12 protein-coding genes and 2 tRNA genes are annotated in these 14,947 nt (G+C 68.9%); 12 read left to right on the top strand and 2 right to left on the bottom strand.

Going from position 1 to position 14,947, the window contains the following annotated elements:
* Positions 1–107: 107 nt before the first annotated feature.
* A tRNA-Gly gene (locus tag AADR41_RS21680) sits at positions 108–181 on the bottom strand.
* A gap of 166 nt (positions 182–347) precedes the next feature.
* Here AADR41_RS21680 and AADR41_RS21685 point away from each other — a divergent pair.
* The 5 genes from AADR41_RS21685 (at position 348) to clpX (ending at position 5,127) form a co-directional block, all read left to right on the top strand.
* Positions 348–424, top strand: a tRNA-Pro gene (locus AADR41_RS21685).
* A gap of 211 nt (positions 425–635) precedes the next feature.
* Entirely contained in the window at positions 636–2,039 is a 1,404-nt protein-coding gene (tig, locus tag AADR41_RS21690; RefSeq protein WP_342283047.1) for a trigger factor, read from the top strand.
* A gap of 265 nt (positions 2,040–2,304) precedes the next feature.
* Positions 2,305–2,910 (top strand): ATP-dependent Clp protease proteolytic subunit, encoded by a 606-nt coding sequence (locus AADR41_RS21695; RefSeq protein ID WP_164495234.1) that lies wholly within the window; start codon positions 2,305–2,307, stop codon positions 2,908–2,910.
* A 77-nt stretch (positions 2,911–2,987) separates the two neighbouring features.
* The gene (locus AADR41_RS21700; RefSeq protein WP_342283048.1) at positions 2,988–3,671 is read left to right on the top strand and encodes an ATP-dependent Clp protease proteolytic subunit; all 684 of its coding nucleotides are present in this window, start codon (positions 2,988–2,990) and stop codon (positions 3,669–3,671) included.
* A 157-nt stretch (positions 3,672–3,828) separates the two neighbouring features.
* Positions 3,829–5,127, top strand: coding sequence for an ATP-dependent Clp protease ATP-binding subunit ClpX (gene clpX / locus AADR41_RS21705; protein ID WP_072483632.1), 1,299 nt, complete (start codon positions 3,829–3,831; stop codon positions 5,125–5,127).
* 61 nt (positions 5,128–5,188) lie between these two features.
* On the opposite strand, the gene AADR41_RS21710 is transcribed toward clpX, so the two are convergent.
* Complete coding sequence (locus AADR41_RS21710) at positions 5,189–6,256, bottom strand: hypothetical protein (protein ID WP_342283073.1); 1,068 nt, start codon at positions 6,254–6,256, stop codon at positions 5,189–5,191.
* 153 nt (positions 6,257–6,409) lie between these two features.
* Between AADR41_RS21710 and AADR41_RS21715 the strand changes: the two genes are divergently transcribed.
* From AADR41_RS21715 to mreD, 7 genes are all read left to right on the top strand, one after another.
* Positions 6,410–9,031, top strand: a complete 2,622-nt coding sequence (locus AADR41_RS21715; protein WP_342283049.1) for a valine--tRNA ligase — start codon at positions 6,410–6,412, stop codon at positions 9,029–9,031.
* A 361-nt stretch (positions 9,032–9,392) separates the two neighbouring features.
* Positions 9,393–10,916 (top strand): bifunctional tetrahydrofolate synthase/dihydrofolate synthase, encoded by a 1,524-nt coding sequence (gene folC / locus AADR41_RS21720; protein ID WP_342283050.1) that lies wholly within the window; start codon positions 9,393–9,395, stop codon positions 10,914–10,916.
* Between the two features lie 4 nt (positions 10,917–10,920).
* Entirely contained in the window at positions 10,921–11,280 is a 360-nt protein-coding gene (locus AADR41_RS21725; RefSeq protein WP_342283051.1) for a DUF4233 domain-containing protein, read from the top strand.
* 96 nt (positions 11,281–11,376) lie between these two features.
* Positions 11,377–11,790 (top strand): nucleoside-diphosphate kinase, encoded by a 414-nt coding sequence (gene ndk, locus AADR41_RS21730; RefSeq protein WP_342283052.1) that lies wholly within the window; start codon positions 11,377–11,379, stop codon positions 11,788–11,790.
* Between the two features lie 290 nt (positions 11,791–12,080).
* Entirely contained in the window at positions 12,081–13,100 is a 1,020-nt protein-coding gene (locus tag AADR41_RS21735; protein WP_124717728.1) for a rod shape-determining protein, read from the top strand.
* A 117-nt stretch (positions 13,101–13,217) separates the two neighbouring features.
* On the top strand, positions 13,218–14,252 hold the full coding sequence (gene mreC, locus AADR41_RS21740; protein WP_342283053.1) for a rod shape-determining protein MreC: 1,035 nt from the start codon (positions 13,218–13,220) through the stop codon (positions 14,250–14,252).
* 11 nt (positions 14,253–14,263) lie between these two features.
* A complete protein-coding gene (gene mreD, locus AADR41_RS21745; RefSeq protein ID WP_342283054.1) occupies positions 14,264–14,923 on the top strand; it encodes a rod shape-determining protein MreD in 660 nt (219 codons plus the stop codon).
* Positions 14,924–14,947 lie beyond the last annotated feature (24 nt).

The following is a 14,947-nucleotide window of genomic DNA, read 5'->3' on the forward strand; positions in this document are numbered from 1 at the left end:
TCCGCCGCCCGCGCTCCGGCACGGGCGGCGGACCGCGCACGGGCGAAGCGCATATGGAACGCAAAAGGCCCGGTCCGGCGAGGAATTCGCCGGACCGGGCCCAAGCATGGAGCGGGCGACGGGAATCGAACCCGCGTAGCTAGTTTGGAAGACTAGGGCTCTACCATTGAGCTACGCCCGCAAAGCCGCACCGCAGGCCCGGGGGGCCGACGGCACGTGAAGCATCGTAGCGGGTCGCGGGCGCTGCCCGCACACCCGATCGCGGCCACCCGGTGTCGCGTTCGGTGACGCCCGCGAAAAGCGGCCGATGCACCGCCTGACTGCATGTACCCTACGTGTCGCACCGACGGGGTGTGGCGCAGCTTGGTAGCGCGTCCGCTTTGGGAGCGGAAGGTCGTCGGTTCGAATCCGGCCACCCCGACCACCGGCAAGATCCAGGGACCACCGCAAGCAGGATCAGGGACCGCCCGCAAGATCGCAGACCACGGGCAAGATCGCATTGTGGGAGTCCGACTCCTTGCCGTTACTATGCAAAATGCGTGCCCGTGTGTCTGATGTACCGGGCTCGGTCCGCGAAGCCGCCTCCAGTGCGGTGGAGCAGAACCCCAAGAAGTCAGCCACAAGGAGACCGAACCGTGAAGAGCGCCGTGGAGACCCTGAACCCGACCCGGGTTCGGCTCACTGTCGAGGTGCCCTTCGAGGAGCTCAAGGACAGCCTCGACGCGGCGTACAAGAAGATCAACCAGCAGGTCACGGTGAAGGGCTTCCGCAAGGGCAAGATCCCCGCCCGGGTCATCGACCAGCGTTTCGGCCGCGGTGCGGTGCTGGAGGAGGCCGTCAACGACGCCCTTCCGAAGTTCTACACCGAGGCCGTCAACGAGGGTGAGCTGAACGTCCTCGGTCAGCCCGAGGTCGACATCACCGAGCTGAAGGACGGCGAACTGCTGGCCTTCACCGCCGAGGTTGACGTACGCCCCGAGATCGAGATTCCGGACTACTCCGGCATCGAGGTCACCGTCGACGCCCTTGAGGTCAGCGACGAGGACGTCGAGAAGGCCGTGGAGCAGCTCCGCGAGCGCTTCGCCTCCACCAACCCGGTCGAGCGCGCCGCCGCCGAGGGCGACGTCGTGACGATCGACCTGCAGGCCAAGGTCGACGGCGAGGTCCTGGAGGACGGCGTGGCCGAGGGTGTCTCGTACACCATCGGTTCCGGAGAGCTCCTCGACGGCATCGACGCCGCCGTCACCGGCCTGGAGGCGGGTGGCGAGGCCACCTTCACCTCCGAGCTGAAGGGCGGCTCCGCCGAGGGCAAGGAGGCCGAGGTCACCGTCAAGGTCGCCACCGTCGCCGCCCGCGAGCTCCCCGAGCTGGACGACGAGTTCGCCCAGATGGCGAGCGAGTTCGACACCCTCGACGAGCTGAAGGCCGACAGCCGCAAGCGCCTGGAGAGCACCAAGCAGTACGACCAGGCCACCCAGGCCCAGGAGCGCGTCCTGGAGGAGCTGCTCAAGCTCGCCGAGGTCCCGATCCCGGAGAAGCTGCTCGCGGACGAGGTCCAGACCCGCAAGCACAACCTGGAGCACCACCAGCTCGGCCAGATGGGCCTGACCCTCGACAAGTACCTGGAGATCCAGGGCAAGACGGCCGAGGAGTTCGACGCCGAGACGTCCGAGCAGGCGGTCAAGGGCATCAAGACCCAGTTCGTCCTGGACGAGATCGTCAACAAGGAGAAGCTGAACGTCAACCAGGAGGAGCTCACCGAGCACCTCATGCGGCGCGCTGCTTCCTCCGGCATGAGCCCCGACCAGTTCGCCCAGGCCGTCGTCGAGGGCGGCCAGGTGCCGATGCTCGTCGGCGAGGTCGCCCGCGGCAAGGCGCTGGCCGTGGTCGTCGAGGCCGCCAAGGTCGTCGACACCAACGGTGAGCTCGTCGAGCTGGAGGACGACGAGGACGTGGCGGAGGAGGCCATCGAGACCGTCGAGGCCGCCGAGGGCACCACCGAGGCCGCCGAGTCCGCCGAGGAGAAGAACGAGGCCTGAGCCTCGCGCTGAACCCGAACGACGGGCTCCGGACGCATGTGCGTCCGGAGCCCGTCGCCGTATGGCGTACGGTGCCCCACAACCCTTGTGCGGACTGCGGACCTTGCGCTCCCAGCGAACAGTTGCGGAAGCGGGATGGCGTTGTCCCACCTGCGCGTTAGGGTCCATGAATAGGAAGGGCAGGGGAGCCCCCGCCCACCCGGTACGAAGACGCTGAGACGGCCGGAGCCGTCAGAGACGAGCAGGTGGATACGTGACGAATCTGATGCCCTACGCCGCCGGAGAGCCGTCCCTCGGTGGAGGCCTCGGTGACCAGGTCTACAGCCGGCTGCTCGGCGAGCGCATCATCTTCCTCGGTCAGCAGGTCGACGATGACATCGCCAACAAGATCACCGCGCAGCTGCTTCTTCTCGCCGCGGAGCCCGAGAAGGACATCTACCTCTACATCAACAGCCCCGGCGGTTCGGTGACGGCCGGCATGGCGGTCTACGACACCATGCAGTACATCCCGAACGACGTGGTCACGATCGGTATGGGCATGGCGGCCTCGATGGGCCAGTTCCTGCTCACCGGCGGCACCGCGGGCAAGCGCTTCGCGCTTCCGAACACCGACATCCTCATGCACCAGGGTTCGGCCGGCATCGGCGGAACGGCCTCGGACATCAAGATCCAGGCCCAGTACCTGCTGCGCACCAAGCAGCGGATGGCGGAGATCACCGCCCGTCACTCCGGCCAGACCGTCGAGACGATCATCCGCGACGGCGACCGCGACCGCTGGTACACCGCGGAGGAGGCCAAGGAGTACGGCCTCATCGACGAGATCATCACGATCGCATCGGGCGTTCCGGGCGGCGGCGGCACCGGCGCCTGATCCGGTCACCGGAGCAGGCCCCACCGCCCCGCGCACCTCTCGTACGCCGAGACACCCAGCCACAGAACGCCACCAGGATGGTGAACACCCACATGAACAACTTCCCCGGCGCCTCCGCGAGCGGCCTCTACACCGGCCCGCAGGTGGACAACCGCTACATCGTGCCGCGCTTCGTGGAGCGCACCTCGCAGGGCGTGCGTGAGTACGACCCGTACGCGAAGCTCTTCGAGGAGCGCGTGATCTTCCTCGGCGTGCAGATCGACGACGCCTCCGCCAACGACGTCATGGCGCAGCTGCTGTGCCTGGAGTCGATGGACCCGGACCGGGACATCTCGATCTACATCAACAGCCCCGGCGGCTCGTTCACCGCGCTCACCGCGATCTACGACACGATGCAGTTCGTGAAGCCGGACATCCAGACGGTCTGCATGGGCCAGGCGGCCTCCGCCGCCGCCGTGCTGCTCGCCGCGGGTACGCCCGGCAAGCGGATGGCGCTGCCCAACGCCCGTGTACTGATCCACCAGCCGTCCTCGCAGACCGGCCGTGAGCAGCTCTCCGACCTGGAGATCGCGGCCAACGAGATCCTGCGGATGCGCACCCAGCTGGAGGAGATGCTGGCCAAGCACTCCACCACCCCGCTGGAGAAGATCCGCGACGACATCGAGCGCGACAAGATCCTGACCGCCGAGGACGCCCTCGCCTACGGTCTCGTCGACCAGATCGTGTCGACCCGCAAGAGCGCGGCCGGAGCGTCCGCCTGACGTCCGCCTCCACCCCTTGGCACACCACGTTCGCCCGGTCTCTGCCGTGTGAACCGTGCCAAGGGGGGCCCGAACGGGGGGCAAGGCAAGGTACCGTCGGATAGAGGCACCAGGAGCCGCTGAACCAAGCTGCTCCCAGGCGAAGGGGAAGCACCTCGTGGCACGCATCGGTGATGGCGGCGACCTGCTCAAGTGCTCGTTCTGCGGAAAGAGCCAGAAGCAGGTGAAGAAGCTCATCGCGGGACCCGGTGTGTACATCTGCGACGAGTGCATCGATCTCTGTAACGAGATCATCGAGGAGGAGCTCGCCGAGACCTCCGAAGTGCGGTGGGAGGAACTCCCCAAGCCGCGCGAGATCTACGAGTTCCTTGAGGGGTACGTCGTCGGGCAGGAGCCCGCGAAGAAGGCCCTCTCGGTCGCTGTGTACAACCACTACAAGCGGGTCCAGGCGGGCGAGAACGGCGGCGCGCAGGGCCGTGACGACGCCATCGAACTGGCCAAGTCCAACATCCTGCTGCTGGGCCCCACCGGCTCCGGCAAGACGCTGCTCGCGCAGACCCTGGCCCGCATGCTCAACGTCCCGTTCGCCATCGCCGACGCGACGGCGCTGACGGAGGCCGGCTATGTCGGCGAGGACGTCGAGAACATCCTGCTGAAGCTGATCCAGGCCGCGGACTACGACGTCAAGAAGGCCGAGACCGGGATCATCTACATCGACGAGATCGACAAGGTCGCCCGCAAGAGCGAGAACCCGTCGATCACCCGCGATGTCTCCGGCGAGGGGGTCCAGCAGGCCCTGCTGAAGATCCTGGAGGGCACCACCGCCTCCGTACCGCCGCAGGGCGGCCGGAAGCACCCGCACCAGGAGTTCATCCAGATCGACACGACGAACGTGCTGTTCATCGTGGGCGGTGCCTTCTCCGGTCTGGAGCGGATCATCGAGTCCCGGGCGGGTGCCAAGGGCATCGGCTTCGGCGCCACGATCCGCTCGAAGCGGGAGATCGAGGCGAGCGACCAGTTCCAGGAGGTCATGCCGGAGGACCTGGTGAAGTTCGGGATGATCCCGGAGTTCATCGGCCGGCTGCCCGTCCTGACCTCGGTCCACAACCTGGACCGCGAGGCGCTGCTGCAGATCCTGGTAGAGCCGCGCAACGCGCTGGTGAAGCAGTACCAGCGGCTGTTCGAACTCGACGGCGTCGAGCTGGACTTCGACCGCCCGGCCCTGGAGGCCATCGCCGACCAGGCGATCCTGCGCGGCACCGGCGCGCGGGGTCTGCGGGCCATCATGGAGGAGGTCCTCCAGTCCGTGATGTACGAGGTGCCGTCGCGCAAGGACGTCGCCCGCGTCGTCATCACGGCCGACGTCGTCCGCAACAACGTGAACCCGACCCTGGTCCCGCGCGAGCCGCGGACGATCGGCAAGGGCGACGGCGGGCGGCACGAGAAGTCCGCGTAGCGATGCGCATACGGAAACGGGGCGCCCGGCCGGGCGCCCCTTTTCCGTATGCGCGGTCCGATCAGATCTTGGTGCGGGAGGTGTTGTAGAGCTCGGCGGCCAGGGCGGCCACATCATCCTGGGCCATGCCCTTGCCCGCCAGGGCGAGCGCCGCGTCGATGCCGTTGACCGTACCGACCGTGCTGTAGTCCGCCCAGACGCAGACGGGAATCACGAACTCCTTCGGGCCCTTGTCAGCCGTTCCGTCGCCGCTCTCGTTGAGCACCTTCAGGTCCTGGCACTTCATCAGCGCACCCTGGAATCCGGACGGTGTCACGGCCTTGGCGCTGCCGACGAGCTCGACGTTCATGCCCTCCTTGCTCTTCTTCAGCTCCGCCTCGGTATTGACGAAGGCGCTGTCGATGACCTTCGCCGGGTCGGTGACATCTCCCCAGATCCCCGAAAACGTCACGACCTTGTTGCTGATCGGGTTGTTCTTGGAACCCGACATGTACTGGGCCCTCACGTTCTGGGGGTCCTTGATTCCCAGCGCTTCGGCTTCCTTCTTGGTGTCGCCCGTCACCGGCCTCGACGTCGACGGCGTGCTGCTGTCCTTCTTGTAGCCGTTCAGCGTGGCAGCCGGCGTCAGCTTGTACCCCTTGGTGGAGTCCGCCACATCGCTGTTGCTGGCACCGCCCGATGTCAGGAAGTACACGCCGCCCGCGACGACCGCCAGCGCCACGACGGCGCCGACGACGATCAGGCCGGTCTTCTTCTTCGGCTCGGCCGGGGGCATCGGCATCGTGCCGTAGGCGGGCTGGCCGCCGTACGGGGGAGTGGGCGGCTGCTGGCCGTAGGGGCCGGGCTGCTGGGCCTGGGGGTAGCCGTAGCCCGGCTGGGGCTGCTGCTGGGGCGGGACACCCTGGGGAGCCTGCTGGGGATAGCCGTAGCCGGGCTGGCCCTGCGGGGGCTGCTGGCCGTACGGGCCCGGCTGCTGACCGTACGGGCCGGGCTGGCCCTGCGGACCGGGCTGGCCCTGCGGCTGCTGCTGGCCGTACGGTCCCGGCTGGCCCTGGGGCGGGCCACCGTAGGGTCCGGGCTGGCCCTGGGGCGGCTGGCCGCCGTACGGTCCCGGCTGGTTGTAGCTCATCTGCGGTGTCCCCTGTTCGGAAAAGCTCATCGGAATGCTTATGCGTTCCGAACATCCTGGCGGACGGCTCGCCCGGATGGAGCACCGGGAGTCACACCGTTACTCAACAAACCGGTTTCAGTGCATGACTGTGACGGCCCTAAACTGTCCCCCGTGACCGAGAAGACTCAGCAGACGCCAGCCAGCAACCCCGAACTGCCGACCCAGTACACACCGGCCGAGGTAGAGGGGAAGCTGTACGAGCGCTGGGTGGAGCGGGGTTACTTCGAAGCCGACGAGCACAGCGAGAAGCCGCCGTACTCCATCGTCATCCCGCCGCCGAACGTCACGGGCAGCCTGCACCTCGGGCACGCCTTCGAGCACACGCTGATCGACGCCCTCGTCCGCCGCAAGCGCATGCAGGGCTTCGAGGCGCTCTACCAGCCCGGCATGGACCACGCCGGCATCGCCACCCAGAACGTCGTCGAGCGCGAGCTCGGCAAGGAGGGCAAGTCCCGCCACGACCTGGGCCGCGAGGCCTTCGTCGAACGCGTCTGGAAGTGGAAGAACGAGTCCGGCGGCCAGATCTCCGGCCAGATGCGCCGGCTCGGCGAGGGCGTCGCCTGGTCCCGCGAGCGCTTCACCATGGACGAGGGCCTGTCCACCGCCGTCCAGACCATCTTCAAGCGGATGTACGACGACGGTCTGATCTACCGCGCCGAGCGCATCATCAACTGGTGCCCGCGCTGTCTGACCGCGATCTCGGACATCGAGGTCGAGTACCAGGACGACGACGGCGAGCTCGTCTCCATGACGTACGGGGAGGGCGACGACACCATCGTCGTCGCGACGACCCGCGCCGAGACGATGCTCGGTGACACCGCCGTCGCCGTCCACCCCGACGACGAGCGCTACAAGCACCTCGTCGGCAAGCAGATCAAGCTGCCGCTGACCGACCGCACGATCCCCGTCGTCGCCGACCACCACGTCGACCCGGAGTTCGGCACCGGTGCCGTCAAGGTCACCCCCGCCCACGACCCGAACGACTTCGAGATCGGCAAGCGCCACGACCTGCCGTTCCTCACGGTCATGGACGAGCGTGCGGTCATCACCGTCCCCGGCCCGTTCGAGGGTCTGGACCGGCTGGAGGCCCGCTCCGCGATCGTCGGCGCGCTGCGCGCCGAGGGCCGGATCGTCGCCGAGAAGCGTCCGTACGTCCACTCCGTCGGCCACTGCTCGCGCTGCAAGACCACCATCGAGCCGCGCCTCTCCCTCCAGTGGTGGGTCAAGGTCGCCCCGCTCGCCAAGGCGGCCGGTGACGCCGTCCGCGACGGCAAGGTCAAGATCCACCCGCAGGAGATGGAGAAGCGGTACTTCGACTGGGTCGACAACCTCCACGACTGGACGATCTCGCGCCAGCTCTGGTGGGGCCACCGCATCCCCGTCTGGTACGGGCCCAACGGCGAGGTCGTCTGCGTCGGACCGGACGACGAGGCCCCCACCGGCGAGGGCTGGACGCAGGACAGCGACGTCCTGGACACCTGGTTCTCCTCCGGCCTGTGGCCGTTCTCCACGCTCGGCTGGCCCGAACAGACCGACAGCCTCGCGAAGTTCTACCCGAACTCGGTCCTGGTCACCGGCTACGACATCCTCTTCTTCTGGGTCGCCCGGATGATGATGTTCGGCCTGTACGTCAACGAGGGCGTCCCGCCCTTCGGGACCATCGTCCTGCACGGCATGGTCCGCGACGAGCACGGCAAGAAGATGTCGAAGTCCTTCGGCAATGTCGTCAACCCGCTGGACTGGATGGACAAGTACGGCTCCGACGCGCTCCGCTTCACCCTGGCGCGCGGTGCCAACCCCGGTGTCGACGTCCCGATCGGCGAGGAGTGGGTCCAGGGCTCCGCCAAGTTCTCCAACAAGATCTGGAACGCCACCCGCTTCGCCCTGATGAACGGCGCCACGATCGAGGGCGAGCTGCCGTCCGCCGACGAGATGTCGGTGACCGACCGCTGGATCCTGTCCCGCCTCAACAGGACCGTCGCCGAAGTCGACGCGTACTACGACGACTTCCAGTTCTCCAAGCTCAGCGAGGCGCTGCGGCACTTCGCCTGGGACGAGGTCTTCGACTGGTACGTCGAGCTGTCCAAGACCACGTTCTTCGCGGGCGGCCGTCCGGCCGAGGTGTCGGGCCGGGTCCTCGGCGAGGTCCTCGACGTGATGCTGCGCCTGCTGCACCCGGTCGTCCCGTTCGTCACGGAGACGCTCTGGACCGCGCTCACCGGCCGGGAGTCCGTCGTCATCGCCGACTGGCCCACCGACTCGGGCTTCCGCGACGACGCGGCCGAGCAGGAGATCGCGCTCGTCCAGCAGGTCGTCACCGAAGTCCGCCGGTTCCGCTCCGACCAGGGCCTGCAGCCCGGCCAGAAGGTCCCGGCCGAGCTCACCCTGACCGGCACGCCGCTCGCCCCGCACGAGGCGGCCATCCGCCAGCTGCTGCGTCTCCAGCCCGCCGAGGAGGGCTTCCACGCCACCGCGTCGCTGCCCGTCGCGGGGGCCACGGTCGCCCTCGACCTCTCCGGCACCATCGACGTCGAGGCCGAGCGCAAGCGCCTGACGAAGGACCTGGGCGCCGCCGAGAAGGAGAAGGCCCAGGCCCTCGGCAAGCTCTCCAACGAGGCGTTCCTCGGCAAGGCCCCGGACAACGTGGTCGACAAGATCCGCGGCCGGCTCGCCAAGGCCGAGGCCGACATCGAGCGGATCGCCGGTCAGCTGGCGAGTCTGCCGCAGAGCTGATCACCTGAGCACGGAGCCCCCGTGCCCCTGACCGACCAGGGGCACGGGGGCTCCGCCCTTTCCGCGTACGGCGGGACCGCCCGTGCGACGGCCGCCCGGTACATCAGGTCTCCGGCGCCACCGGGCCCGCGGCCACCGGCTCCGCGTCGCGCCGCGCCTTCGCCCGGCCGTCGCGGCCGCGCGCAGCCTCCGCCGCCGGGTGCGGCGATCGGGATCAGCGGTCTGGATCAGCAGCCGGGGGCGCACGCCTCCGCCATGTGCCCGCCCGGCGCGACATGCCGACGGCGCTTCCCGCATGGGTGAACCGGGCCCGCCACCGGGCGCTGCGCGCGATGTCCGTGCCCATCCGTAGACTGGCCCCGTGAGTGAGCCCCGCCCTTCCGACCGGCACGACGACTCCGATCCCGACGAGACCTTCGCGGAGATCGTCGACGAAGAGACCCAGCGCGACCCCGACCTGGCGGTGATCGAGGCCGGGAGCCGCACGCTGCGCACCCGCTCCGGACCCCCGCAGGGCGACGAGGTCCCGGCCCGCCCCGCCGACCCCGAGGTGGACAAGGCGCTGCGCGCCGTGGAGCAGGAGCTCGCCGGACGCTGGGGCGAGACCAAGCTGGAGCCGTCCGTCGCGCGCATCGCCGCGCTGATGGACGTGCTCGGCGAGCCCCAGCGCGCGTACCCCTCGATCCACATCACCGGGACCAACGGCAAGACGAGCACGGCCCGCATGATCGAGGCGCTGCTCGGCGCCTTCGACCTGCGCACCGGCCGCTACACCTCGCCGCACGTCCAGTCGATCACCGAGCGGATCAGCCTGGACGGCTCCCCGATCGACCCCGAGCGGTTCATCGAGGCGTACCAGGACATCAAGCCATACATCGAGATGGTCGACGCCCAGCAGCCCTACCGGCTGTCCTTCTTCGAGGTGCTGACGGGCATGGCCTACGCGGCCTTCGCCGACGCACCGGTCGACGTCGCGGTGGTCGAGGTCGGCATGGGCGGCAGCTGGGACGCGACCAACGTCATCGACTCCTCGGTCGCCGTCGTCACCCCCATCTCGCTGGACCACACCGACCGGCTCGGCACCACCCCCGCCGAGATCGCCGGTGAGAAGTCCGGGATCATCAAGCAGGGCGCCACGGTCATCCTGGCCCAGCAGCCGGTGGACGCCGCGCAGGTCATGCTGAAGAAGGCCGTCGAGGTCGACGCCACGGTCGCCCGCGAGGGCATGGAGTTCGGCGTCGTCCACCGCGAGATCGCGGTCGGCGGCCAGCTGCTGACGCTGCGCGGCCTCGGTGGCGAGTATGAGGAGATCTTCCTCCCGCTGTACGGCGCCCACCAGGCGCACAACGCGGCGGTGGCGCTCTCCGCGGTGGAGGCGTTCTTCGGGATCGGTGCCGAGCGGCCCGGTTCACTCGACGCCGACACGGTCCGCCGGGCGTTCGCCTCGGTGATCTCCCCGGGCCGCCTCGAAGTCGTCCGCTCCAGCCCCACCGTCGTCCTGGACGCGGCGCACAACCCGGCGGGCGCCCGCGCCACCGCCGACGGCCTCTCCGAGGCGTTCGGCTTCTCCCGGCTGATCGGTGTGGTCGGCGCCAGCGGCGACAAGGACGTCAAGGGGCTCCTCGAAGCCTTCGAGCCGATCTTCGCCGAGGTCGTCGTCACGCAGAATTCCACCGCCCGCGCGATGGACGCCGACGCACTGGCCGCCGTCGCGGTCGAGGTCTTCGGCGAGGACCGCGTCCAGGTGGAGCCGCGCCTGGACGACGCCCTGGAGGCGGCGATCACCCTCGCCGAGGAGGAGGACGAGTACGCGGGCGCCGGGGTGCTGGTGACCGGTTCCGTGATCACGGTCGGCGAGGCCCGGCTGCTTCTGGGAAGGCGCTGACCGCATGCGTACGCTCTGTGCATCCACGCTGATCAGCGAGTTCTTCGTGATCGGCTTCGCCGGACTCGTCGCGATGAAGTCCGACGACCTGACCGGTGCCACCGTCTGGACCGTCTGCGGCATCGGGATGCTGCTGTCCGTGCTGCTCTGCGGGGCGGTCACCCGTCCCGGCGGGGTGCAGCTCGGCTGGGCGCTGCAGATCGCCCTGGTGCTGAGCGGCTTCGTCGTCCCGATGATGTTCATCCTCGGCGTGGTCTTCGCCGGGCTGTGGTGGGCCTCGGTGCACTACGGCCGCAAGATCGACGAGGCGAAGGCCCGCTGGGCGGCCGCGCAGGAGGCGACCGGGGCCCCCGCCGGCGGCTGACCCGGTGCCCGGTGGCCAAACCCGGCCGCCGGGCCGCCCCCGTACCCCTGTAGCCTCGGTTCACCGCACCCGCATGCCTGCAAGGAGCCGCACACCATGACCCAGCGCACCCTCGTTCTCCTCAAGCCCGACGCGGTCCGGCGCGGACTGGTCGGCGAGATCGTCGGGCGGATCGAGCGCAAGGCCGGATGGCGGATCACCGCACTGGAGCTGCGCACCCTCGACCGCGCCACGCTGGAGCAGCACTACGCCGAGCACGTCGGCCGCCCGTTCTACGAGCCGCTCGTCGAGTTCATGCAGTCCGGCCCGATCGTGGCGCTGGTCGCCGAGGGCGAGCGGGTCATCGAGGGCATCCGTACGCTGGCCGGCCCCACCGACCCGATCGCCGCCGCGCCCGGATCCATCCGGGGTGACTTCGGCACCATCACCCGGGAGAACCTCATCCACGCCTCGGACTCCGAGGAGTCCGCGGAGCGGGAACTGAAGCTCTTCTTCCCCGGAATCGTCTGATCCGCGATCAGCCGAACAGCGCTCATGACCTGGGGCGACCGAAGTAATTCGGTCGCCCTTCGGTATAGGGTCCGAGATCGCGGGAACGCATCCCTCCGACGTGACGTCACCATGAGTGGAACGGCCACCCGTTCCGCCCACAATGGCGAAGGACCCTCGCGCGGTGTCCGTCAATACGGCACTACGATGGAATCTTCCACGCCCACAGCGCTCACCTCGCCGTCCAGAACAAGCCACATCGCTTTCTCGGAAGGCCCGACGCATCCTCAATGGGGAACAAGGGGAAATCAATGTCGTTCATCGGCCGTGACATGGCTATCGACCTCGGGACTGCCAACACGCTGGTGTACGTCAGGGGGCGCGGCATCGTTCTGAACGAGCCGTCCGTCGTGGCCATCAACACCAACACCGGCGGCATCCTGGCGGTCGGCTCCGAGGCCAAGAAGATGATCGGGCGTACACCGGGCAACATCGTTGCCGTACGGCCCCTGAAGGACGGCGTGATCGCCGACTTCGAGATCACCGAGCGGATGCTCCGCTACTTCATCCTGAAGATCCACAAGCGTCGCTACCTGGCCCGACCGCGGGTCGTCGTCTGCGTGCCCTCCGGCATCACCGGGGTCGAGCGACGCGCCGTCATCGAGGCGTCGACGCAGGCCGGTGCGCGCCAGGTGCACATCATCGAGGAGCCCATGGCCGCGGCCATCGGTTCCGGACTGCCGGTCCACGAGGCCACCGGCAACATGGTCGTCGACATCGGTGGCGGCACCACCGAGGTCGCGGTCATCTCGCTGGGCGGAATCGTCACTGCCCAGTCGATCCGCGTCGCGGGCGACGAACTGGACAACGCGATCATCCAGCACGTCAAGAAGGAGTACTCGCTCCTCCTCGGCGAGCGCACCGCCGAACAGATCAAGATCACCATCGGTTCGGCGTACGACATGGACAAGGACGAGCACACCGAGATCCGCGGCCGCGACCTGGTCTCCGGGCTGCCCAAGACCGTGGTCATCTCGGCCGCCGAGGTCCGCAAGGCCATCGAGGAGCCGGTCAACGCGATCGTCGACGCCGTGAAGACCACGCTCGACAAGTGCCCGCCGGAGCTCTCCGGCGACGTCATGGACCGCGGCATCGTCCTCACCGGCGGCGGCGCGCTGCTGCGCGGACTGGACGAGCGGCTGCGCCGCGAGACCGGCATGCCGATCCACATCGCGGAGGACCCGCTGGACTCGGTGGCGCTCGGATCCGGCAAGTGCGTCGAGGAGTTCGAGGCGCTCCAGCAGGTGCTGGACGCCCAGCCCCGCAGGTGAGCAACTCCGCAGGTGAACAACACAATCGGTCCGCCGTACGGAACACTGCCGTTCCGTACGGCCGGTCGTTGACATACAGGCACGAACATTCCGACGAGGAAGGCACGGCCGCCGCACGTGAGGGACACACGAGAGAGCCGGCTGCTCCTGGTGCTGCTGATCGCCATCGCATTCGCATTGATCACGGTGGACATCCGCGGGGGCGAGGAGTCACCGGTGGACGGCGCCCGGCGGGCCGCCGCAGCGGCCTTCGGGCCGGTGGAGAACGGCGTCGCGGCAGCCGTCGACCCGGTGGGCAACGCCATAGGGGCGGTACGCGACTCCGGTGAACGGCACAACCGGATCGCCCAGCTGGAACAGCAGAACGCCGCGCTCAAGACGAAGCTCGGCAGCGACGACCGCAACCGCAGCCGGGTCCGCGAGCTGGACCGGATGCTGAAGAAGTCGGCCGCCGGCCAGTACGGCATCAAGGGCGCCGAGGTCATCGCCATAGGAGCGGCCCAGGGCTTCTCCTGGACGGTCACCATCGACGCGGGTTCCAGCGACGGAATCAAGCGCGACATGACGGTCATCAACGGTGACGGCCTGGTCGGCCGGGTCACCACCGTCGGCCCGGACACCGCCACGGTGCTCCTCGCCAACGACCCCGACTTCACGGTCGGCACCCGCATGGAGAAGACCGACGAACTGGGCTTCGCCACCGGCCAGGGCTCCCAGCCGCTGTCCGTCCAGTTCCTCAACGGCAAGGCCAAGGTGAAGAAGGGCGACCGGCTGGTCACCTTCGGCTCCAGCAAGGACAAGCCCTTCGTGCCAGGCGTCCCGGTCGGCGAGGTCGTCCGCGTCGACCCGTCCGGCGGCGGCCTGACCCGTACCGTCTACGTCCGCCCGTACGTCGGCTTCACCAAGCTCGACATCGTCGGCGTCGTCGTCCAGGCCCCGCGCGAGGACCCCCGCGACATGGTCCTGCCGAAGCAGCCCGCCAAGCCCGCGAAGCCGAAGCCCACGCCCACGGTCACCGTCACCATCTCGCCCAACGGCGACATCGTCGACACCGAGGGAAACGTGGTCGGGAACATCCACGAGAGCCCGGACCCCAGCGGCAGTCCGGACGCCACACCGAACGCCGGCAACGCGGTCAACGAGCAGAGGTAGAGCTGATTCCCATGCGTCTGAACCGGATTCTGCTCTCCACCGTCCTGGTCGTCGTCGCCCTCGTCGTCCAGGTCTCCGTGCTCGCCCGCCTCCAGCTCCCCGGCGCGGTGCCCGACCTGCTGCTCCTCGTCGTCCTCGCCCTCGCCTTCGTGTACGGGCACGTCAGCGGCGCCCTCATCGGCTTCGGCGCGGGACTCCTCGCCGACCTGGCGCCGCCCGCGGACCACGCGGCCGGACGCTACGCACTGGTCCTGTGCGTCATCGGCTACCTCGCCGGACTGGCGAAGCCGGAGAACGGGCAGCTGAAGTCGGCGATGGTCCCGATGATCGGGGTGGTCGCCGCGGCGATCGGCTCGACCCTGCTGTACGCAATGGTCGGCGCGCTCGTCGGGGACACGGCGGCCCGTCATGTCGGTCTCGGCAGCCTGCTGTTCACCGCGGCCGTGTACGACCTGCTCCTCGCCCCCTTCGTCGTGCCGCTGGTCATGGCGATCGCCAGACGCACGGTGAACGACCCGCTCGCCGACTCCTCCGGCGGCGACGTGGCCGCGGGCTGGCTCGCCTCCGGCACCGGACTGCGGATCGGCGGCCAGCGCGGCGGACTGCGCGTCAAGGCCGCCCGCAACCGCGCCTCCCGCGCCGGACGGATCAAGGGGGTCAAGCGACTGTGAGTCCGCACCACGGGCGGGACACCG

It is taken from the genome of Streptomyces sp. CLV115, from assembly GCF_038448545.1.
In the GTDB taxonomy this organism is placed as follows: Bacteria; Actinomycetota; Actinomycetes; order Streptomycetales; family Streptomycetaceae; genus Streptomyces; species Streptomyces sanglieri.